Origin of the sequence: Capnocytophaga stomatis, from assembly GCF_002302635.1 — a bacterium.
In the GTDB taxonomy this organism is placed as follows: Bacteria; Bacteroidota; Bacteroidia; order Flavobacteriales; family Flavobacteriaceae; genus Capnocytophaga; species Capnocytophaga stomatis.
The window spans coordinates 767,454-789,351 of the sequence record NZ_CP022387.1 but is presented as its reverse complement, the minus strand read 5'-3'; the positions used below and the strand labels follow the sequence as shown (position 1 = coordinate 789,351).

Annotated in this window: 16 protein-coding genes and 1 tRNA gene; 12 read left to right on the top strand and 5 right to left on the bottom strand. The window is 36.4% G+C overall.

All coding sequences use genetic code 11. The annotated features are described in order from the left end of the window. Positions 1-2: 2 nt before the first annotated feature. Complete coding sequence (locus CGC58_RS03480) at positions 3-1,151, bottom strand: serine hydrolase domain-containing protein (protein WP_095895134.1); 1,149 nt, start codon at positions 1,149-1,151, stop codon at positions 3-5. A gap of 47 nt (positions 1,152-1,198) precedes the next feature. Beyond that, entirely contained in the window at positions 1,199-3,658 is a 2,460-nt protein-coding gene (locus CGC58_RS03475; RefSeq protein WP_095895133.1) for a DUF5686 and carboxypeptidase regulatory-like domain-containing protein, read from the bottom strand. Between the two features lie 179 nt (positions 3,659-3,837). Between CGC58_RS03475 and CGC58_RS03470 the strand changes: the two genes are divergently transcribed. From CGC58_RS03470 to CGC58_RS03450, 5 genes are all read left to right on the top strand, one after another. Next, positions 3,838-5,142, top strand: coding sequence for an anthranilate synthase component I family protein (locus CGC58_RS03470; protein WP_095895132.1), 1,305 nt, complete (start codon positions 3,838-3,840; stop codon positions 5,140-5,142). A gap of 119 nt (positions 5,143-5,261) precedes the next feature. Then, the gene (gene mdh / locus CGC58_RS03465; protein ID WP_095895131.1) at positions 5,262-6,194 is read left to right on the top strand and encodes a malate dehydrogenase; all 933 of its coding nucleotides are present in this window, start codon (positions 5,262-5,264) and stop codon (positions 6,192-6,194) included. 182 nt (positions 6,195-6,376) lie between these two features. Then, complete coding sequence (gene sppA, locus CGC58_RS03460) at positions 6,377-8,143, top strand: signal peptide peptidase SppA (RefSeq protein WP_095895130.1); 1,767 nt, start codon at positions 6,377-6,379, stop codon at positions 8,141-8,143. Positions 8,144-8,237: 94 nt separating this feature from the next. Then, positions 8,238-8,435 (top strand): hypothetical protein, encoded by a 198-nt coding sequence (locus CGC58_RS03455; protein WP_095895129.1) that lies wholly within the window; start codon positions 8,238-8,240, stop codon positions 8,433-8,435. Positions 8,436-8,564: 129 nt separating this feature from the next. Continuing rightward, a complete protein-coding gene (locus CGC58_RS03450; protein WP_095895128.1) occupies positions 8,565-9,365 on the top strand; it encodes a TrmH family RNA methyltransferase in 801 nt (266 codons plus the stop codon). Positions 9,366-9,399: 34 nt separating this feature from the next. Here the strand turns inward: CGC58_RS03450 and CGC58_RS03445 are convergent, their stop codons facing one another. Together CGC58_RS03445 and CGC58_RS03440 are read right to left on the bottom strand one after the other, a co-directional pair. Next, on the bottom strand, positions 9,400-10,464 hold the full coding sequence (locus CGC58_RS03445; RefSeq protein WP_095895127.1) for a pseudouridine synthase: 1,065 nt from the start codon (positions 10,462-10,464) through the stop codon (positions 9,400-9,402). Positions 10,465-10,648: 184 nt separating this feature from the next. Further along, the gene (locus CGC58_RS03440) at positions 10,649-13,138 is read right to left on the bottom strand and encodes a zinc-dependent metalloprotease (RefSeq protein WP_095895126.1); all 2,490 of its coding nucleotides are present in this window, start codon (positions 13,136-13,138) and stop codon (positions 10,649-10,651) included. A gap of 128 nt (positions 13,139-13,266) precedes the next feature. Here CGC58_RS03440 and hisS point away from each other — a divergent pair, with 128 nt between their 5' ends. Beyond that, positions 13,267-14,643, top strand: coding sequence for a histidine--tRNA ligase (hisS, locus tag CGC58_RS03435; RefSeq protein WP_095895125.1), 1,377 nt, complete (start codon positions 13,267-13,269; stop codon positions 14,641-14,643). 49 nt (positions 14,644-14,692) lie between these two features. On the opposite strand, the gene CGC58_RS03430 is transcribed toward hisS, so the two are convergent. Next, positions 14,693-17,422, bottom strand: a complete 2,730-nt coding sequence (locus tag CGC58_RS03430) for a beta propeller repeat protein (protein ID WP_095897092.1) — start codon at positions 17,420-17,422, stop codon at positions 14,693-14,695. Positions 17,423-17,580: 158 nt separating this feature from the next. On the opposite strand from CGC58_RS03430, the gene CGC58_RS03425 reads away from it, so the two are divergent. The 6 genes from CGC58_RS03425 (at position 17,581) to CGC58_RS03400 (ending at position 21,892) form a co-directional block, all read left to right on the top strand. Further along, positions 17,581-17,652: transfer RNA gene (locus CGC58_RS03425), tRNA-Arg, on the top strand. Positions 17,653-17,816: 164 nt separating this feature from the next. Next, positions 17,817-19,028 (top strand): HU domain-containing protein, encoded by a 1,212-nt coding sequence (locus CGC58_RS03420; RefSeq protein WP_095895124.1) that lies wholly within the window; start codon positions 17,817-17,819, stop codon positions 19,026-19,028. Positions 19,029-19,037: 9 nt separating this feature from the next. Then, complete coding sequence (locus CGC58_RS03415) at positions 19,038-19,562, top strand: acyl-CoA thioesterase (RefSeq protein WP_198540747.1); 525 nt, start codon at positions 19,038-19,040, stop codon at positions 19,560-19,562. A gap of 93 nt (positions 19,563-19,655) precedes the next feature. Next, on the top strand, positions 19,656-20,315 hold the full coding sequence (locus CGC58_RS03410) for a metal-dependent transcriptional regulator (RefSeq protein ID WP_095895123.1): 660 nt from the start codon (positions 19,656-19,658) through the stop codon (positions 20,313-20,315). Between the two features lie 25 nt (positions 20,316-20,340). Beyond that, on the top strand, positions 20,341-21,078 hold the full coding sequence (locus CGC58_RS03405) for a DUF3298 and DUF4163 domain-containing protein (protein ID WP_095895122.1): 738 nt from the start codon (positions 20,341-20,343) through the stop codon (positions 21,076-21,078). A 109-nt stretch (positions 21,079-21,187) separates the two neighbouring features. Further along, positions 21,188-21,892: a phosphoadenylyl-sulfate reductase gene (locus tag CGC58_RS03400; protein ID WP_095895121.1), complete on the top strand. Its 705-nt coding sequence runs from the start codon at positions 21,188-21,190 to the stop codon at positions 21,890-21,892. Positions 21,893-21,898: the final 6 nt, after the last annotated feature.

Sequence of the window (21,898 nt, the reverse complement as noted above, 5' to 3'; positions counted from 1 at the left end):
TTTTAATATCCAAAATCTAAATATTCAGCTCCTTCCAAAATAAAATCGGTTATGCGTTGTAAGTAAATGTCAATCTGTGGGTTAGAAGAATTGAAAAGCATTGAAACTACTACTTGTTCTTGCGGATACACATAAAACCAAGCATATCCGCCTACGCCATTGCCAATGTGTCCGTAATATGGGCGGTTATTCCAATCTCTGCTTGATTGCCACCCGATGCTATAGCCTGTTTCTTTGTCGTCATCGGTACATAATGTTGTTAGCATTTCACTTTCAATTTCTTGTGACAGAAAATCGTGGCAAATAACAACATTTCCTAATTTAGCAACATCATCTGAAGTAGAGAGAAAGCCTCCTCCGGCAAGTTTGTAATAATTATGAACTGTGGTAGCCGGTTGAAAGCCTTTTTTTGTTCGGGAGTAAGGAATAGCTTGATTTTGAGTTATTTTTCCTTTGTCGGGGAAAGTATTTTGCATTTGAAGAGGCGTGAGAACTTCCTCCGAAACGATGTCTTCAAACTTTTTGTTTAGGCAACGTTCCATAGCCAACGAAACCAAATTCCAGTTGAAGCTACTGTACAAGTATTTCGTTCCGGGTGCAAATTCTAAAATATCATTTTTGAACATACCAATTCCTTCTTCGATAGACATTGGTTTGTTGCTGAAAATTTCATTTCCTTTGTAACTGCGAATGCCTACCAAATGACCTGCTAATTGCTTGATATTGAAATCGAAAGGTTTTTTGGGGAAATCGGGAACATATTCATAAAGCGATGCATTCCAATCGAATTCCTTTTTTTCTTGCAAACGAGCAAGAGCCACTGCCGAAAGCGGTTTGGAAACACTCGCAATTCGGAAAAGAGTTTTTTGCGGGTCGATTGTTTTCTTCTTTTCGATATCCGCATATCCGTATCCTTTTTGCCAAATTACGTGATTTTGCTTGGTAATAGTGATGGATGCCCCCGGAATTCGTTTTTCTTGCAATAGAAAATATATGATTTTTTCTGCTGATTTTTGAGCATCTTCAAATGAAACCACCTCGGAAGGATTCTTTCTGAATACTTCAACATCAGTAAGAGCTTTATTTTGTCCGAAAAGTGATTGAAAAAATGAAAAAATAGTTGAAAACAATAGAATATATTTTAAGTTCATTGATGAAATTATGAAAAACGTGGCAAAAATAATAAATTAATTTTAATTTAAAACGTAAGTCCGAACATTACTCCATCACGAATGAAACCGCCTTGGTAGGCCCGAACATATTCCACCCGAAGGAAACGAACCATTCCCCAACCGATATTTTCCAAACCAAAAGTAAATTCTTGATAAGGTTTTGAACCTTGCCGATTGATTTGATGAAATCCGGCAGTGAAATGCCATTGCAATTTGTTAAAAAATGGAATTTTGTTGGAAAAGTAGCCGTTAAAACGATGTCGGATATGAGTTTCTACATAATGTTTGTTCGTGGAATGCGAATAGTAGGGGAGCAAATAGAAGGAATTGTTAGGATTTTCCTGCAATTGCACGTGTGTTTGATTTCCGTTAAAATGCTTATAATCAATAAAGTTGATGTCCTTAGCATTGAAAAACGCTCCGCTCCGTATATTGACGTAAAGATTTCCTTTATTGTCGAAGGAAGGTGCATATTTTATCCGTCCTTCCAAATGCTGGTGTTGTAAGGATTTTTCGCTGGAAATGAACGCATTGGTAAGGCTTAAATGAAACGAAGGATAGGAATTTTCATAGTCGTAAATGCGTCGTTTTGGCAAACTGGTATAAGTTCGGTTGATGTAAAAATCGGCATTTACAGAAAGTTTGGCAACGTAATGTTTGCTAAAACTTTGCTCATAGTCGTAAGGTAGCAGTGGGTTGTTGGACGTGTAGGGTTTATCCCGCTTAGTCCAAGAATAATTCGTGTTGTTAAACAAGGGTTTACGCCAGCTGAAAGAGAAATTTCCCGAAAGGTTGATGTTATTTGAAATGTCTTGTCCGTACGAAATATTAAAAAATTCATCGTTGTACACCTTCATATAATTGTCCTTGAAAAACAGTGAAGTAACTTCATTAATTGCTCCCGAAATCGGATTTTCCTTGTTGAATTGTTGGGCTTGTACGCCTCCCCAAATCCGAAGTTTTGCGTTGTTAATTCGGTTAAATTGTCTGCTGATTCCGCCCGTGATACGAAGACGATTTTCAGAAAAACTGTACTGCAAATCCGTGTAAATGTTTGTTGAAGCAAAGGTTTCTTTGTTGGATTTGTAAAAAGAAAAACCAGTGCCTAAAAACAACCCCTGCACGGTGTTGAATCCGACACTCATTGGGTCTGTCAATCCGTTGTAAGACAAGTAAATGCCTTTTGATTTTTTGCGATAACTGTACCCTGTAAAGATGTCCCAAATGCTGAATTTATTGCGTTTAGTTTCTACCGAATCGGTGTATTTTTCGGACGAACGCACCAGTTCAATACTGTCTTTTTTGATGTAATTTTTCGTTTCTTCTTCGGTAAGCGGAATTTGACGAAATTTTGTCCAAAATAAGCTGTCTTTTTTATTGGCATTGTCCGAAAAACTACGGATTTCTCCCCTGAATTCTTTCTTGTCAAAAGTTTCTTTAAAGTTATGATTGCTATATACATACGAGAAAATTCCTTCCAGTTCAATCATAAAAACTTTGGCTTTCAGGTCAATGGTTTGTAGCGTTTTATACCAAGTTTGTTCTGCCTCATTAAAACTGAAATTCTGAACCAAACGAAGCTCTTTAAAGGCAGGATTTTGCATACGATAGCCTTTGAGAATAACCTCTACCCCGTAAATCGCCCACGAGTCTTCCATAATGTAAATGTAACCTTCAAAAACAGGCTCTTTGTCTCGCTTCGGGAGTAATTTTATCTTATTGATTAAAAGACCTTTATCGTTGTAAAAGGTGCTTTCCAACTCATACCTGTAATAGGAAAAGGCGGCATCGGCGATGGGCGAAACCATTTGGGCTTCAAAATTCAGATATTCGTCATAAAAATCGAAATTGGCTTCGGCTGCGGTGTTGATACTGAATCCGTTACTGTTTCCCGCTACTTTGGAAGCGATGATGTGTTCCTTTACCTTGTTGGGCTTCTGAAACTTAATTTTTGAAATGGTCTCGGACTGATACACAATTCCCGTTCGGGTAGAATCCAAACTTCCGTCCAAATCGCCTACTTCCTTTCCTAAAATTTTTTTAGGAACGTTTTTCATTCTGAGAAACCCTTTGGAGTAGAAATCAGCTTCAAATCGGTTGTTTTTTTGGCTGTTTTTCGCTCTGTTTTTTATGGCATTACGAATGATAGTGTTTGCTGGATTGTCTTTATTGCTGACAATCACTTCACTAAGTTGAAAACTTTCCTCCATCAGGGTTATATTTAATTCGTGAGGAAAACGCTCAATATCAAGCTGTTTTCTTTCTGTTTTGTAACCTAAGGACTGAAAGACGAGTGTTAGTTTTTTGTGTTGGCTGTTCAGTATATAATCGCCTTTTTCGTTAGTTGTCGTCCCAATAGTTCCGTTTTCCTGATAGATATTCACAAACGGGATAGGCTGATTATTTTTGTCAGTAACTTTGCCTTTTATTTGAGAAAAAGACATAGAAACTGTAAAAAACAGAATGAAAAGCGTTAAAATCTTCATATTTGTTAGAAAGTTTGGGTTGAAAATCTGGCAAATATAGAAATAAATCCAAAAAATCAAAAAAAATCCGTATTTTTGCGTAATGATTTTAAGAATCTCATTGTCAATATGTAACTAATAAGAGAATACGTAATGAGAAATATTAAAAATTCGGTAGAAAAAGCAAAATAGTAAGAAAAATGCGTATCGAAAAGAAATTTAAGATAGAATCTTTAAAAAATATAAAAAAGAAAGCCCTGTTTTGGGCAAATTCCTTACAAACTGAGATGATTTGGCTGGATTCCAATCACTATCCGGATAAATATCGTCGATTTGAAGCTGTTTTAGCATTTTATCCGCATAAAATATTAAAAAAATATGAATCAAAAGGTGCTTTTGATGCACTAAAATCATTTATTGATGCCACAAATGACTATGTTTTCGGTTATTTGTCGTACGATTTGAAAAATGATGTGGAGAAATTGTCTTCCAACAATGCGGACGGACTTCTATTTCCCGAAATATATTTTTTTCAGCCCGAAAAAATAATTTTTTTTCAAGAAGATTGTCTCGTTTTCAGTTATTTGGAAAACGTTTCTCAAGAAATTGATAGCGATTTTCAGAAGATTTGTACTTTTTCTGAGGAATCAAATTCAAAAAAGGCGGGGTTTTTGCAAAAAAATCCGGTTTCTGCACGAATTTCGAAAGAAAATTACGTAAAACAGGTCGGAAAAATGCAAAAACACATTGCTCGAGGCGATATTTATGAGGCTAATTTTTGTCAAGAATTTTATATTGAAAATATTGAAATTGAGTCTCTTGCAGTTTACGAAAAACTCAACGATATTTCAACGCCTCCTTTTGCCAGCTTTTTGAAATTTGACGGAAAATATGTTCTGTCCGCATCTCCGGAGCGTTATTTGCAACGAAAAGGGAATGTAGTTGTTTCTCAGCCAATTAAGGGAACGGCAAGGCGTTCTGAAAATCAGGAAGAAGACAGAAAACTCTGTTTGGAGTTAGAGCAAAATCCGAAGGAACGTTCTGAAAATGTGATGATTGTGGATTTAGTTCGAAATGATTTGTCGCTTTACGCGGAAAAAGGCAGTGTAAAAGTTACGGAATTGTGTAAACCATACACTTTTAGGCAAGTACATCAGCTTATTTCGACTATTGAAGTAAAAGTAAAAGAGGGAACGCATTCTGTTGATGTGATTCGTTCTACCTTTCCGATGGGAAGTATGACGGGGGCTCCGAAAATTTCGGCAATGCAAATAATTGAAAATCTGGAAGCTACTAAGCGGGGAGTTTATAGCGGTGCGGTGGGTTATTTCACTGCTGATGGCGATTTTGATTTTAATGTGGTTATTCGCAGTATTTTGTATAATTCTGAAAATAAGTATCTTTCTTTTTCGGTGGGAAGTGCCATAACTGCCGAAGCCATTGCTGAAAAGGAATATGAAGAATGTCTTGTAAAAGCCAATGCGATGCGAAAGGTGTTGGAATAGATTTATTTTTAGCGTTTGATGCAAAAAAATAATTTTTATTTGTTGCTTTATTTGTTATAAAATTGTACCTTTGAAGCTCCGTAATACAGAGGAAATATAACATAATAAATATATAAAATATGAAAGTAACAGTAGTAGGTGCAGGAGCCGTTGGAGCAAGTTGTGCTGAGTACATTGCAATTAAAAACTTTGCATCAGAAGTAGTTTTAGTGGACATCAAAGAAGGTTTTGCTGAAGGTAAAGCGATGGATTTGATGCAAACAGCTCCGCTTAACGGATTTGACACACGAATTGTAGGGGTAACAAACGATTATTCAAAAACAGCAGGAAGTGATGTGGCAGTTATCACATCAGGGATTCCACGTAAACCGGGTATGACTCGTGAGGAGCTTATTGGAACTAATGCCAATATCGTAAAATCAGTTGTGGAGCAATTGGTAAAACATTCACCAAACGTGATTGTGATTGTGGTAAGTAACCCAATGGATACGATGACATATTTGGTGAGAAAAGCTACAAACTTACCTAAAAATCGTATTATTGGAATGGGAGGAGCTTTGGACAGTGCTCGATTCAAATATCGTTTGGCAGAAGCTTTGGAATGCCCACTTTCAGATGTTGATGGTATGGTAATTGCGGCTCATAGCGATACAGGAATGCTTCCTTTAACTCGTTTGGCTACACGTAACGGAGTGCCGGTTTCAGAATTTTTGTGCGAGGATAAATTGGCTAACGTAGCTCAAGAAACTAAAGTAGGCGGGGCTACCTTGACAAAATTGTTAGGAACGTCGGCTTGGTATGCTCCTGGAGCTGCGGTTTCAGCTTTGGTTCAGGCAATTGCGTGCGACCAGAAAAAAATGTTCCCTTGTTCGGTAGTTCTTGAAGGCGAGTACGGACAAAGCGATATTTGTTTAGGAGTTCCTGTAATTGTTGGTAGAAACGGAGTTGAAAAAATCGTTGAAATTAAATTAAACGATGCTGAAAAAGCTAAATTCCAAGAAAGTGCAGCAGCAGTAAGGGAAGTAAACAAAGATTTGAACAGTGTTTTGTAAAAGAATCATTTACAAATAAATTTAACTGAGGGCTGCCTTTGGGTAGCCTTCTTTTTTGGAAAGAAAGGTAATTTTACTTGTAAATTTCAAAAAAATACAAAAAGCTGATAAAAAATATTATATTTGCGAGCTATCAATTTTCAACTGATGGTATTGATATAAAATTTAATTTATTTGAAGTTATGAATTTTCTGAAAAATGTATTGGCTGCCGTTTTGGGCTTTTTTATATCCATTGGGATATTTTTTGTATTGTTTCTGATTTTTATTTCAATGATGGTTTCTTCTTTAGGAGCAAATGATACGAATGTCGTTGTGAAAAAAAATTCTGTTTTGGAATTAGATTTTAAAACACCTTTGAAAGATTATGCCGAACGTGTTCATATTGAGGATTTTGATTATACGATAGAAGAATTCAACGGAATGAATTTCATTTTACAAGCCATTGAAAATGCCAAAACCGATGACCGAATAGAGGGAATTACCATCAAAAGTCCCGGAAATATAGGCGGACTCGTATTCGTGCAGGAATTGCGTGCGGCTTTGCAAGATTTTAAAACTTCAGGAAAATTCGTTTTGGCTTATAACGATATGATTCCTCAAACGGATTATTATCTTCAAACTGTGGCTGATAGCGTATTTTTGAATCCACTTGGATACTTGAATTTCAGGGGATTATCTTCCGAAGTGTTGTTCTTTAAGGATATTCAGGAAAAAACGGGCGTAACGATGGAAGTTATTCGTCACGGAAAATACAAAAGTGCCGTAGAGCCTTTCCTTGATAACAAAATGAGCGAAGAAAACCGCTTGCAAATCACAACATTACTGAACTCAATGTGGAGTGTTATCGTGGAAGATATTTCAAAAGACAGGAATATTCCAATTGAAAAACTAAACCAAATCGCTGACAACTTGGATGCAAGAACACCTCAGTTAGCAAAGGAAAATAATCTGATTGACGGAGTGATTTTTAAAGATGAATTTGAACAAATTTTGTGTAACAAAACTCAATCTTCAGAAATTAATGACGTGAACTTTATCAATATTGAAGAATATGCTGAAAGTGTGGCAACTAAAGTTAGTCTGAAAAAAGCGAAAGACAAAATTGCCGTGATTTATGCCGAAGGAAATATTATGTACGGAGTAGGAAAACCGGGTATTATAGGAGATGAAACCATTATAAAATCTTTGAGAAAAGCCACTGATGATAAAAACGTTAAAGCCATCGTGTTGCGAGTAAATTCTCCCGGCGGAAGTGCATTGGCTTCGGAATTGATTCACAGAGAGATAGAGATTGCCAAAAAACATAAAAAAGTATATGTTTCAATGGGGAATTATGCCGCTTCGGGAGGATACTACATTGCTTGCAATGCTGACAGAATTTTTGCCGAAGAAGGCACTATAACAGGTTCCATCGGAGTTTTTGGAGCGTATCCTAACGTGAATAAATTAGCAGAAAAGTGGGGAATTAATGCAGAGCAAGTCACAACGCATTCTAATTCATTGGAATACAGTTTGTTTGAAAAGCCAACTGAAAGTTTTATCAAAGAAGCTAAGGAATCGGTTGAAAATATTTATGATGTATTCCTCAACAGAGTCGCAAAAGGACGTAATATGTCTGTGGAACAGGTAAATGAAATTGCTCAAGGACGTGTATGGAGCGGGAGGGAAGCTTTACAAATTGGTTTGGTGGACGAAATAGGAACACTAAACGATGTTTTATCTTTCGTTTCAAAGGAAAATGGCTTAGAATCTTACAACATAGAATCTTATCCAATTTTTAAAACAAGTCTTAAAGAGATGTTTCAAGAATATCCAACTTCTCTAAAAGTAAATACATTACAAAAAGAAATGGGAAAAGAAGCTTACGAAATGTACCAAAGGATTCAAAATCTTTCTCAACAAGAAGGAATTCAGGCTCGTATGTTATTTAAAATTAATTTAGATTGATTCTATTGATTAACTAAAAATTAACGAATCTTTATCATATTCTTTCGTTTTTATTTTCTATCTTTGCTATAGAGAAACAAAAAAGAAAATTATTATGAAAAGACCTATGATTGAGTACACTAAAACGATTTTATCAAAGGTAAGTTTTGACCCGGGATTATTTCGTAAGGAACTTAAAAAAGCAACAGATAGGTTGTTACCTTACGAGGTGGAGGAGTTGAAAATTTGGTTGGATGCCTATACCAAAAATAAGCCAGAATTGATGGAATGTGTGGCTTACATAGAAAAATAGACAGTATTGATTTTATTCATAACTTGAGGAGAACGGCAGCGTTAGGGTTGCCGTTTTTTTGTTTTTACACTGAAAATAAATTTATTAAAAAGATATTTTATAAATTTGCAATTCGAATTTTAACAGAAGATGAAAGAAATCACAAGTGTTCAGAATCCGTTTATTAAACAACTGATTTTGCTCAGAGAAAAATCCCGAAATAGAAAAAAAGAAGGCGTTTTTGTCATCGAAGGTGAGCGGGAAATACAATTGGCAATTCAAGGAAATTATGTTTTGGAAACCATATTGTTTCAAAAAGAAATTTTTCCGGAAGAAAAGGTAAAACGCTTATTATCAAAAGGAAATAAAGAAGTCCAAACTATTTGTATTTCGAAAGAAGTATATGAAAAACTTACTTATCGCTCATCAACGGAAGGAATTATCGCTGTTGCAAAATCCAAATCTCATTTATTGAAAGATGTTGAATTTAAGGATAATAACCCTCTCATTTTGGTAGCAGAGGCTCCTGAAAAACCCGGGAATATAGGGGCTTTGCTACGCACTGCCGATGCAGCTGGTATCGATGCCGTTTTGATAGCTAATCCTAAAACGGATTTGTACAACCCCAATATTATTCGCTCAAGTGTTGGGTGTGTTTTTACAACTTCTGTAGCAATGGGAACAACCGCTGAAATTATTTCTTTTTTGAAACAGAAAAATATAAAAATATTTTGTGCAGCCCTTTCAGCTTCAAAACCTTACACGGAAATATTGTTTAAGGAAGCTTCGGCGATTGTTGTCGGAACAGAAGATGAAGGACTTACAGATGAGTGGTTGCAAAATTCTCATCAAAATATAATAATCCCGATGGAAGGTGTCATCGACTCAATGAATGTATCTGTGGCTGCTGCGGTTTTAATTTTTGAAGCAAAACGCCAACGTAAAAAATAAAAAGAGTTGCTTATTTTTAGCAACTCTTTCATATTTATTTTATATTTTTCAAGTTTATAATTTCTTGTTGAGTTAGTCTTCTCCAATGTCCGCGAGGAAGATCTTTTTTCGTCAATCCTGCAAAAACAACACGATCTAATTTTTCAACATTGTAGCCTAAATGCTCAAAAATACGACGAACGATACGATTTCTTCCACTGTGAATCTTCACCCCGATTTCATTTTTAGGTTTGTCATTCACATAGCTAATTTCATCAACTTGGATAAATCCGTCTTCAAGCTCAATTCCTTCTTCAATTTTTATCAAATCCTTGTAATCCAGCTTTCTATCAAGTACCACGTGATATATTTTTCGCACTCCGTGGGTTGGATGCGTCAATTTTTTGGCTAATTCACCATCGTTTGTAAGTAGCAGAAGCCCGGTTGTTGGTCTGTCCAAACGCCCGACAGGCAATATGCGAGCCGTTGTGGCATTGGTTACCAAATCCATTACCGTTTTTCGTCCTTTTTCGTCGTTTGTGGTTGTAATGAATCCTTTAGGTTTGTTCAGCAAAATGTATTCCTTTTTCTCGGAAGTGATTACTTTTCCGTCAAATTTTACGATATCCGTAGGTTTTACGCGGTATCCTAACGTTGTCATCACTTCTCCGTTCACTTCAACATTTCCCGATGAAATATAAATATCAGCGTTTCTTCGAGAACAAATTCCGGCATCTGCGATGAATTTATTCAATCGAATTTCTGTATTTACAGGCGTTGGAGCTTCACTTTCGGCGTTAGTGTTGTAATTTTTCTTAATAAAAGGCTTTTTATAATCGTTATTCTTTTTGAAATTAGGATTATAAGTCTTTTTTCGTCCTGAATCTTCTTTAAAATTAGGATTATATGTTTTTTTATAAGAACTCGTTTCTGTTTTTTCAGAAGAAAATCGATTGTTATTGTTCTTTCTGAAATTGTTTGATTTTGGTTTGTAGTCAGAATTCTCAGAGGAATTGCTATTGTATTCCTTTTTGAAGTTGCTTGAATAAGTTTTTTTCTTGTAGTTATTGGTGCGTTGTGAATTTGAATTTTCTCTGCTGGAATACTTTTTATTTTCCATAAGTTTCTCTATTTATTATGATTATTTTGGAGATTGATATTTTAAATTAAATGCTTCTAAAGGATGCAAATATACCATTTTGAAATGAGAAAAAATTATTTTTTGTCAGAAAAAAATAAAAAAAGGAATTATTAATCTGAATTAATACAAATTAATAATTCCTTTTTAGAAAAATTACGTGCTGTTATTTCGTTTCGAACAACTTATCGATACGGGCAACGATGTCTTTCAGATGATTTTTGGTCATAACATCTGCCGAAGATGCCGAGCGAGCCATTGTGCGGATTTGTGAAAGTTCAGCACGAACGGCAGCTTTTATGTCCGAAGTGTGTGCATTGGCACTCGTTCCTTTGAAATACGGGCTTGGTGGAGCAGGAGATAAAGGTTTGGTTTCCAGTAATATTCTTCCTAAAATTTCCACGTGCGAACGCTGCAAGTTTCTGCGGTAGGCATCTATTTTTGCTCCCGTTGTAAGTTCTGTCCATACTCCTTTGCGAATGTCATTCATCAATTCGGTAATTTTGTAGGCTTTTTCTCCGTTAAGAGCTTCATTTTCAATAACTCGATGTAGTCGGGCAACATCTAACAAATGCGATAAACCAACGGCCTGTATGTTTTTGATACGCTCCAAAGTTCCCGCATATTCAATACGTTTGATAATGGCATTATCAATAAGCCAAGAAGGGGTTTTAAACACTTCTTTATTAAGGAATTGAACTGCTTTTTTCTGAATGTCTTTCTCAACATAAACGTACACTTCACCGGGTTGGTCAGCAGTTTTGTAATGCTCGTAAACGCCCCCAACGTTAGCCGAAACGTGCCCGATGTAAAGTCGATATTGCCCTAAAACTTGTCCGTAAAGGGTTTTTAATTCCTCGTAAGTTTCTCCGTCTTTGGTTGTCCAATTTATCAAATTCGAAGCGATACGTTTGAGGTTGGCAATTCCGTACGTGCTTGCTTTCATTGCGTCATCTCCTAAATCCTCCGATTGCGAACTTGGGTCAACTATGTGTCCTACTTGCTGATGTCCAAAGCGATAGAGCGGGTCGCCGGCGTGTTTTAAAATCCATTGGTTTAGAATTTCTTTTTCTTCTTCGGCAGATTTATCCAAGATAGGGCGATATCCCCAAGCGATGGAATATTTGTCATAAATCCCGATTTCGGGCATCAAAGCCACGCCTTTATCCTCAGGTTGAGCAATGTAATTGAATCGAGCATAATCCATAATAGAAGGAGCTGTTCCGTGTTTCTTGGTGAAAGAAGCCGAACGCAACGAATCCACAGGATAAGCGTGGCTACTTCCCATATTATGAGGCAATCCGAGGGTGTGACCTACTTCGTGCGAAGACACAAATCGAATCAAACGACCCATAATTTCCGTTTTAAATTCCGGTTTTTGAGCATCAGGATTGATGGCTGCCGTTTGCACGAAAAACCAATTGCGAAGCAGCGTCATTACGTTATGATACCAGTTGATGTTGGCATTTAAGATTTCGCCTGTACGTGGGTCGCTAATATGCGGACCGTTAGCATTCGGTATGGGCGACGCCAAGTAACGCACCACAGAATAACGCATATCGTCAGGGTCCCAATCGGGGTCTTCTTCTTTGCTTGGCGGGTCTTTGGCGATGATTGCATTTTTAAATCCTGCTGCTTCAAAGGCTTTTTGCCAGTCTTCGATACCTTGTTTTATGTACGGAGCCCATTCTTTTGGTGTAGCTCGGTCGATGTAATAAACGATAGGTTTTTTAGGTTCAACAAGTTCGCCACGTTTGAATTTTTCGATGTCTTCATCTTTTACTTCCAATCGCCAACGGTCAAGATAAGTAACTGATTTTGTTTTTTGTACAGGAAGCCCGTAATCGGTTTGGCTGGTGGTAAACCAACCCACACGCTCGTCGAAATATCTGCGTTTCATCGGATTTTCAGGAAGCAGAATCATTGAGTTGTTGATTTCCACGGTTACGATTCCCGCAATGCGACTGGTACGGGCGGGCGGTTCGGTAGCATTATAGGTTTTGATGCTACGTACTTCAACGTTTTTAGGAAAAGTTTTTACTCGCTCGATAAAACTTCGTTTGGTATCTAAGCCTCCAACTTTGTATTGTTTTCGGTAATGTTCTGATAATCCGAAAGGTTTAGTGTCTTTTTCAAAAAGTTCGTTGATTTCAATAACCGATGAAATACTGTCTTTCCCTCGTGTTTTAATGTCGAAACTTGCCAAAATGGGTTCCACGTTTGAGTTGATAACTGCCTCGTAAATAGGCAAACTATCGCTGGCAATAATACTATGTGAGACCATTCTCACCAATATTTTTTTGTCTTTCTTTTCCCAACGGATTACCTGATTGTTAGCTTCTTCCCCTCCAAAACCAATGCCTGTTGCGGTTTTAGAAATACGAGTAACCATCAGCATTTCTTTACCCAATAATGAATCGGGAATTTGGTAGAAATACTTGTCGTTCACTTTATGAACGGTGAACAATCCTTGTGTGGTTTTTGCCGTTTTTGGGATAACAGCATCGAAGCCTTTGGGTTTAGCTGCTTCGGCTTTTTTCTTGGCTTCAGCCTCAATTTGGGCTTTTTTCTTTTTACTTTTGAAAAGCTGTGCATTTGCTTCATTTACAGAAAATAGCAAAAGCAATGCGGAAAAGTACAATGTTAATTTACGCATAAATAATATGTTTGGTTGTGTAAAATGAATTTGTTAAATCCCGACAAAGGTAATGAAAAATTAACCAATTCGGAGCTTTTCAAATTAAATTATTAACTTTGCCACTTGTTTGTTAAGATAAGAAATTTATGGCAGTACAAAAACCCAGCTTACCCAAAGGAACGAGGGATTTTTCCCCAACAGAATTAGCAAAACGCAACTACATTATAGATAAAATACGAGCCGAATTTGTGAAATTTGGTTTCCAACCCATTGAAACTCCGAGTTTTGAAAATTACGAAACGTTAATGGGAAAATACGGAGAAGAAGGTGACCGACTGATTTTCAAAATTTTAAATTCCGGAAATTTTGCTGAAAAAGTGAACACTATCGATTGGGAAACTAAAAACGTGGGCAAACTCACTCCACAGATTTGCGAAAAGGCGTTGCGTTATGACCTTACCGTACCTTTTGCTCGGTATGTGGTTCAGCATCAGAACGACATCACTTTTCCGTTCAAACGTTTTCAAATTCAGCCGGTTTGGCGTGCCGACCGTCCGCAAAAGGGGCGTTTCCGTGAGTTTTACCAATGCGATGCCGATGTGGTGGGAAGCAACAGTCTTTGGCAGGAAGTGGAGTTTGTACAGCTGTATGATTCTGTTTTTACCTCGCTGAATTTGAAAGGAGTAACTATAAAAATCAATAACCGAAAAATATTGAGTGGTTTTGCTGAGGTTATCGGTGAAAGTGAAAAATTGATTGATTTTACGGTGGCTTTGGATAAATTGGATAAAATCGGGCAAGAAGGTGTTGTAAAAGAAATGCTTTCCAAAGGAATTTCCGAGCAGGCGATTGAAAAAATAAGTCCGATTTTTAGTCTTGGAGGCAGTTTTTCCGAGAAAATAAATCTTCTGAAAGAGATTCTAAAAGATTCTGAAACAGGCAAAAAAGGTATTGAAGAACTGGAGTTTATCGAAAAAGCTATAAATCATTTATCGTTACAAACCGCTGTTTTGGATTTGGATGTAACTCTTGCTCGAGGGCTAAATTATTACACGGGAGCCATCTTTGAAGTTGCTGCTCCTGAGGGAATTGCAATGGGTTCGATAGGTGGTGGCGGTCGATATGATGACCTTACCAGCATTTTCGGACTTAAAGGCATCAGTGGTGTGGGAATTTCCTTCGGATTAGACCGTATTTGCCTAGTAATGGAAGAATTAAACCTATTTCCGGAAGAAATTGGCGACACTTTGGATGTATTATGTATCAATTTCGGAGAAAAAGAAGCCTTACAGAGCCTAAAACTCATTCAAAAATTACGTTCTTTGGGCAAAAAATCGGAATTATATCCTGAATCGGCAAAAATGAAAAAGCAAATGGCATATGCCGATAAACGAAATATTCCTTTTGTGGTTTTAATTGGCGAATCGGAATGCGAAAAAGAAAGTTTCATTCTGAAAAATATGAAAACAGGAGAGCAAAAAGAATATTTAATAAGTGAAGTAAAAAAAGAAATATTCAAATAAAAAGAAAAAAGGCAAGATTAGTTAACTTAACTAATCTTGCCTTTTTCAATTAATAAATTTCAAGCTCTCTTTCTTCCTCAAAGCCATCTCCAATACTGAAAACTATTTTGTATTTTCCTTTCGGAAGATAGTATTTTTTATCAACGGAAGCAGTCAAAATCAGTCTTTGCAAACTTTTTTCATACATTAATTTTCCTACATCTGAGATAGTTAAATCGTAAGGAATATAGTTGAATCCCTTGTTGGTTTTGTATGTGAAAGACTGCAATGTTGCTTTTCCTTTCATTATTTTCACGCTTACAGGTAAGTCTTCTTTTGCGGCAAATCCGTAAAAATGGATTTCTGGAGAAGTCGCTTTTTCCCATTCATTCCAAGTATTTCCCCAGAGCGGTGAATGTGCCACACGAATTTTTTCTTGCAACGGATAAAAATCTTGTGCTATGATTGCAGCACGAAGGTCTTGCAGAATGCTAACAGAAGTTTTATAAACACCGCTTCCTTCAGTGGAAACGAGCATTTCGCCACTATTTTCATCTATAAAAATATCTAAAATTCCTGTTTCTGGCAAATTTTTAACAAAAGGATGCCAGCTTTCTCCCAAATTGAAAGAAACATAAAGCCCATCATTAGTGCCTACATACAAAATTTGCTCATTTTTAGGGTCTTCTTTAATAACGTTGATTCTGCTTTCAGGCAAATCGGAACGAATTTCCGTCCAGCTTTTTCCCAAATCATTGCTTAAGAAAATGAAAGGCTCACGATTATTTTCATCGGTACTTTTAAGGGTGGCAATGACTCTGTTGCGATTGTGTTTTGAAGCTACTAAATTGTTTACATTTAATGGTTTAGGAAAAGCATTATAAATCATTTGCCAAGAAACGCCTCCGTTGTTTGATACGTGAATCATTCCGTCATCGCTTCCTGTGTAAATCAACCCGAAAAGGAAAGGAGATTCCGCGATGGAAGAAATAGTTCCGTAAGCTTTGTTTCCTTTTTTATCGCCATTGGTTAAATCGCCTGAAATAGTACGCCAGTTTTTACCTTTGTCCATTGAAATGTGCAGTTTGTTGCTTCCCGCGTATAAAATATCACTGTTTTGAGGCGAAATGAGTAAAGGAGTTCGCTTTCCAAATCGTAAAGGAGCTTTATTTTCTGCAAAATACATTGAACCCAGCGGATTTAGTACGTTTTTATTATCATCAAAGTCATAAAAACTACCATTTTCTGCTCCTACATATAGTTTATTTCCTGAAATAACTTGTGATTGAGGCAGAATTCTATTCCATTGCGAGTTATTTTTCATCAAAATGCCTTGTTCTCCTGCCAAATAGAAAGTGTTTTTGTTTTTATCGTATACAATTTTATCAAAGGAAGCCGATTGAGGAGCATTTTTAAAAGACCAATTTTTGCCATTGTCGTACGAAATCGAAAAACCGTTTCTGGTTGTCGCAAAAAGAGTATTTAATTGATAATGGATTTGATAAAATCCATTTTGAAGAGAAATAGAATGTTTATTTCTCCAAGATTTTCCTCCATCAACTGATTCTAAAAGCGGAAAGCCACCGATGAATATATGATTTTTATTTGCAGGATTTACTGTGATGCTCGCAAAATCATCTCCGTTTTGATAGAAAGTGTCGTTTAGCGGATTTGAATGCGTTTTTCCCCAAGAAGTTCCTCCGTCATTGCTAAAATAAACTTCTGCTCCCACAACTTCCTGATGTTTAGCTCCTAAGAAAGAAAAAAGTCTTGAAGGAGAGGTGATTTCTGCGGAAATCATATTTTTCAGATTTACGGCAGTATATTTTTCGTTCAAACCTATATTATGTAGGAAAGCGTCGAGCTGATTATCATCCAAATTTAGAAAATCGGACTTGCTCATAGTTTCAAAATCTCGGTCAGAAAGGTGAATTTTTGTTATTCTATCCACACTTTTTGAAGCGGAATTTCTTGTTTTTACAGAGCGATTATCCACAACGGCATAAATCGTGTTTTGGTCGTAAACAGCCAAACCTATTTTTCCTACGAAATTTCCATTGAGAAAGCCGTTGGATTGCGTTATTTTATTCCAGCTTTCGCCTCCGTTACTACTTTTGTATATACAACTTAAATTTCCGTAAGGTTTTGATTCCCAGTAAGAATCTTCAGGATGCCAAACAGAAGCAAAAAGAGTGTTGCCGTTATTGGTCGCTACAATTTGTCGGACGCCGGCACGCGTCCCGATGAAGAGTTTATGCTGCCAAGTTTTCCCTCCGTCATTGGTTTTGAAAATTCCTCTTTTTTCATCTGCATTATACTGATTTCCAAGTACTCCTACTACAACTTCTTCTGTGTTTTTAGGATTAATGGTGATGGAACTGATATTTTGTGAAGAGGCTAATCCTTTGAATTCCCAAGTTTTACCTTTGTCAAGGGAAGCAAACAATCCGTAAGGTGTTCCTACCCAGATTACTCCCGTTTTCCATTCCACTGCCAAGGCACTAATTTGTTGTGTAGGTTGGTTTTCAAAAATAAATTCGAAAGTTTCTCCACCGTTTTGGCTGTGCCAAAGTCCACCCGAATTTGGAGCGATAATAACTTCATTTGCATTGTAAGTATTCACGCTAAAAGTGTTGATTTTGTTGCCAATATCAGCGGCGTGAATTCTTTCAAAAGGAGTTTCTTTTACCCACGATTTTTCCTTCAATTCCGCTTTTTGCCGAATTGAAAGAGGAAGTGTTTCTTGTGCAGAAAGAGCAAGAGAAAATACTGTGAAAAAAGCTGAAAAAAGGTGTTTCATAGTATTGAAAATAAATTTATAAAGGGTTAAAAAGATTGAAATATAATGTTTTTCGTACCAACCTGCAAAGTTAAGGAAAATATATTTATGGAAAAGTTCAAGAAATCTTAAAACTTTCAAAAAAAAAGATTATTTTTGTCCTCAAGTTTAAGAAAAAAGGCCTCGTAGTTCAACGGATAGAATAGAAGTTTCCTAAACTTTTGATCCAAGTTCGATTCTTGGCGAGGTCACTATAATGGACAAATTTTATTAAATGGAATCATTTATGTTTCTGATATTTAATGATTTATAATTTTGTTCTAAAAATAAATTTGTTGGAGATAAAAAAAATATATACCTTTGACTTTCCATTGGTTATGGACTTAATTTATAGTAACTTAAAATTTATGTAGTTATGAAAGACCTTAATGAATATATTGAAGAGCTACTCTATAAGCATCAATGTGTGATAATTCCGAAGTTTGGAGCATTTATTTCCAACAGAAAATCAGCAAGATTGTTTGAGGATAAAACGTTCGTTCCGCCAAAACGTGAGCTTACGTTCAACGCGAGTTTGCACTCAAATGACGGATTATTAATTAAATATATTTCTGAAACCTCAGGAGTTGATTATAATTTGGTTGAAGATTACGTTAATTTGACTGTTGAAGGTTGGAAAAAGATTTTGCAACAAGGTGAAACTCTTACACTTAATAATATTGGTGTGTTGAGACAAACTCCGGAAGGAAGGCTTGCCTTTGAAGTATTTGAAGATGTTAATTATCTTACGGATTCATTCGGGATGTCGGCTTTTGTTCCTCACGAAATTGCTGAGGTAGAGGAAGTTATCAAGCCGGTTGAAAAACAGATTACTCCAACGTTAGATTTATCTGTTGAAAAAGAAGTAAAAACGGAAAATACTTTTGTAAATCGCCAACGAAAAGAAGAGCCGAAAAGAGCTAAAAAGCGTCCGTTTTTGGCATATACTGCAATTGCGATTGTTGGTTTGGGACTTCTTGCCTTTGGTGCGTTTAAGCTTTTTGGTGAGGCTATTATTACAGATGAAGCTCAAAATGAGGTAGTTATTACTGAAAGCCAAATTGAAGAGCAAGTACAACAAAAGCTAAGTGAAGCAACTTTCACAATCCCTTTGACTTTGCCTACGATTTCGTTAAATGCAGTGAAGGTAAAAGAACTTTCGAAATCAAAAGCAGAAGCAAGCCAACAAATGGTTTCTTCTCAAAAAACAGAAGTTACTACTCCGCAGGTGAAAGAGTCTAAAAAAGAGACTGTTACCCCGAAAGAAGTTGTAAAAGAAGTTAAAAAAGAGGTTAAGAAGGAAGTAGCTCCTGTGGCTGTAAAAGAGACTTCTTCTACTAAGAATAAAAAATTCCAAGTTATTGCAGGTGCTTTCAAAGAAGAGAAAAATGCACGTACAAGAGTGGAGCAACTTAAAAAATTGGGATATAAAAATGCTTCTGTAATAGGGAAAAATGCAAAAGGGCTTTACCAAGTAAGTTACGCCGGATTTGATAGTATGGCAGAAGCAGAGGCTCTGAAAAAAGAGGTAAAAGAAGCAAAAGACGAGAAAAAATTAGATGGAGGTTGGATTTTGGTTAATCCGTAATTGATAAGTATGCAGAAAAAAACACCATCTGAATCACGTACTATCTTAACGGATTTGGTACTAACCGGAGAAACCAATCACCTACATCATATGTTTGGTGGGGAGCTTTTGGCACGTATGGATAGGGCAGCAAGCATTGCAGCTCAGAGGCATTCTCATCATTTGGCGGTAACTGCTTCCGTGAATCACGTTGCTTTTAATCACAGCATTCAATTAGGAAGCATCGTAACTGTAGAGGCTTCTATTTCGAGGGCTTTTTCTACTTCGATGGAAGTTTATCTGGATGTTTGGGTGGAAGACCACGTCACGGGAGAAAGAATCAAAGCAAATGAAGCAATTTATACTTTTGTTGCGGTTGATGAAAATGGTCGTCCTGTGAAAGTTCCTGAAATTCAGCCGGAAACAGAACTTGAAAAGGTGCGTTATGAAGGTGCGTTACGTCGCAGACAGCTTAGTTTGGTACTTGCAGGAAAAATGAAACCACACGATGCTACCGAGCTAAAAGCTTTGTTTACAGAATTAGAAAACGAATAGATTAGGTTAATAAGGAGGGAAGCCGTCCGTTTGGTTTTATCTGATTAGAGCAAACCTATGGACGGATTCTCTGTTTATATAAACAAATTATAAATGACTTTATCTGAAGAAAATTACCTGAAAACAATTTTTCATCTTTTTAATGAAGCGGAAGAGGAGGTAAATACCAATGCCATTGCAGAGGCGATGAACACGAAGGCTTCTTCCGTGACGGATATGCTTAAAAAACTATCTGATAAAAAACTTATTAATTATGTTAAATATCAGGGAGTTACACTGACTTCTTTAGGAAGGAAAAAAGCGATTTCAATTGTGCGAAAACATCGTTTGTGGGAAGTGTTTTTGGTAGAAAAACTGAATTTCTCGTGGGATGAAGTACACGAAATTGCTGAGGAGTTGGAGCATATTGAGTCCGAAAAATTGATTGAGCGTTTGGATGCTTTTTTAGGATTTCCTGAAACTGACCCACACGGAGACCCAATCCCAAATAAGGAAGGTATTTTTGAAAAAACAATCAAAATATTGCTCAGCGAATTTGAGGAAAATGAAACGGGGATTTGTGTTGCGGTAAAAAACACTTCAAAGGAATTCTTGCTTTATCTGAATAAAGTTTCAATTGCTTTAGGAGATGAAATAACGGTTCTAAGTAAGGAGAAATTTGATAATTCAATGGTTGTTTTGGTTAATAATAAGGAAGTTACACTTTCGTCAATGGTTTGCAGAAATATTTATGCTCAGAAAGTAACTTCTTGAAAATCTATGTTAAAATAACAATACTATGAGAAAACTTTTACTTTTTTTTCTTTTAATTTTCGCTGTGGCTTGTTCCGACAAACCTAAATTTACTGAAAAAATAATAGAAAAAAGTCCGGAAAATTGTGAAGAAGACTGTCCGTCAATAAATTTGAATTATTTAATTTGCAAAAGACCCAATAAGTTTGCAGAAAATTTTAATAGGGAAATTGAATCACAGGTAGTAAACTTTTTGCTAAGCAACCAAATTGATTCCTTGAGAAATACCGATATGACCATTGATGAAAGTTTGGAGGCTTTTATAAAGGATTACGACAATTTGCATCAGTATTTCCCGAATATTTCCGCTTACGAGTTGATTTTAAACGATAGTATTTCTTTTCAAAATGAGAAAATGCTTTCAGTGGTTTCGAATCGATATTCGTATGTGGGTGGTGCTCACGGAATTGCATCAAAAGTGTTTTTGAATTTCGATATTTCCAACGGAGAGCTAATAGAAAAAGAGGATTTATTTACAGATTTTTCACAAGTACTTAAAGTTGCTGAAAATCATTTCAAGGAGGAGCAAAATATCTTGGTGGATAGCCTCAATGAAAAGGGATTTTGGTTTGAGGATGATAAATTTCATTTTCCTGAAAATGTGGGAATTGTGGGCGAACATCTAATTTTATATTACAATCCTTATGAAATTGCACCTTATGCCGAAGGAATTTTTGAGCTGAGAATCCCCATCGAGGAGGTGAAAAAATATTTGAAATACTAAAAAGTTATTTAGAAAGAGAATAATTGTTTGAAACTTTGAAGATTCGTAGATTTCAAACAATTTTTTATTTGAAAAATAATCAGTATTTTTGCTCTCTAAAAAATTTAAAATGAGCAAGCAAGCAGAACTACTTCAGCAGCAACTTTTAGGGAAAAATGAAATGGAATCGTTACAGTTTTTGGCTTCCTATTTTCCTGATGAAGTTGTTTTTTCTACCAGTTTTGGTATGGAAGATCAAGTAATTACGCATTTTATACGAAATAACGATATCCCAATAAAAATTTTTACCCTCGATACGGGGCGGATGTTTCCCGAAACTTACTCTACGTGGGACAAAACCGATATGAGCTACGAAGCTATTACAATTCCGTATTATCCTGATGCACAGTCTATTGAAGGCTATGTAAAGGATAACGGAATAAATGCTTTTTATAATTCTCCCGAACTTCGTAAAGAATGCTGTCACATTCGGAAGGTTGAACCCTTGAAAAGAGCTTTGGCAGGAAATAAAGTATGGATTACGGGGCTTCGGGCAGAGCAATCGCCTAATCGGGAACAAATGTCACAATTGGAATGGGACGAAGTGAATCAAATCATTAAATTCCACCCGATTTTGCATTGGAAAACTACCGAAGTTTTGGAATTTTTGCGAACCAACGGCGTTCCTTACAATCCGTTGCACGATAAAGGATTCATAAGTATTGGTTGTCAGCCTTGTACGCGAGCAGTTAAAGAAGGAGAAGATTTCCGTGCGGGTCGCTGGTGGTGGGAAGATAAAAGTAAAAAGGAATGTGGATTGCATTCCACAAAATAAAATGTG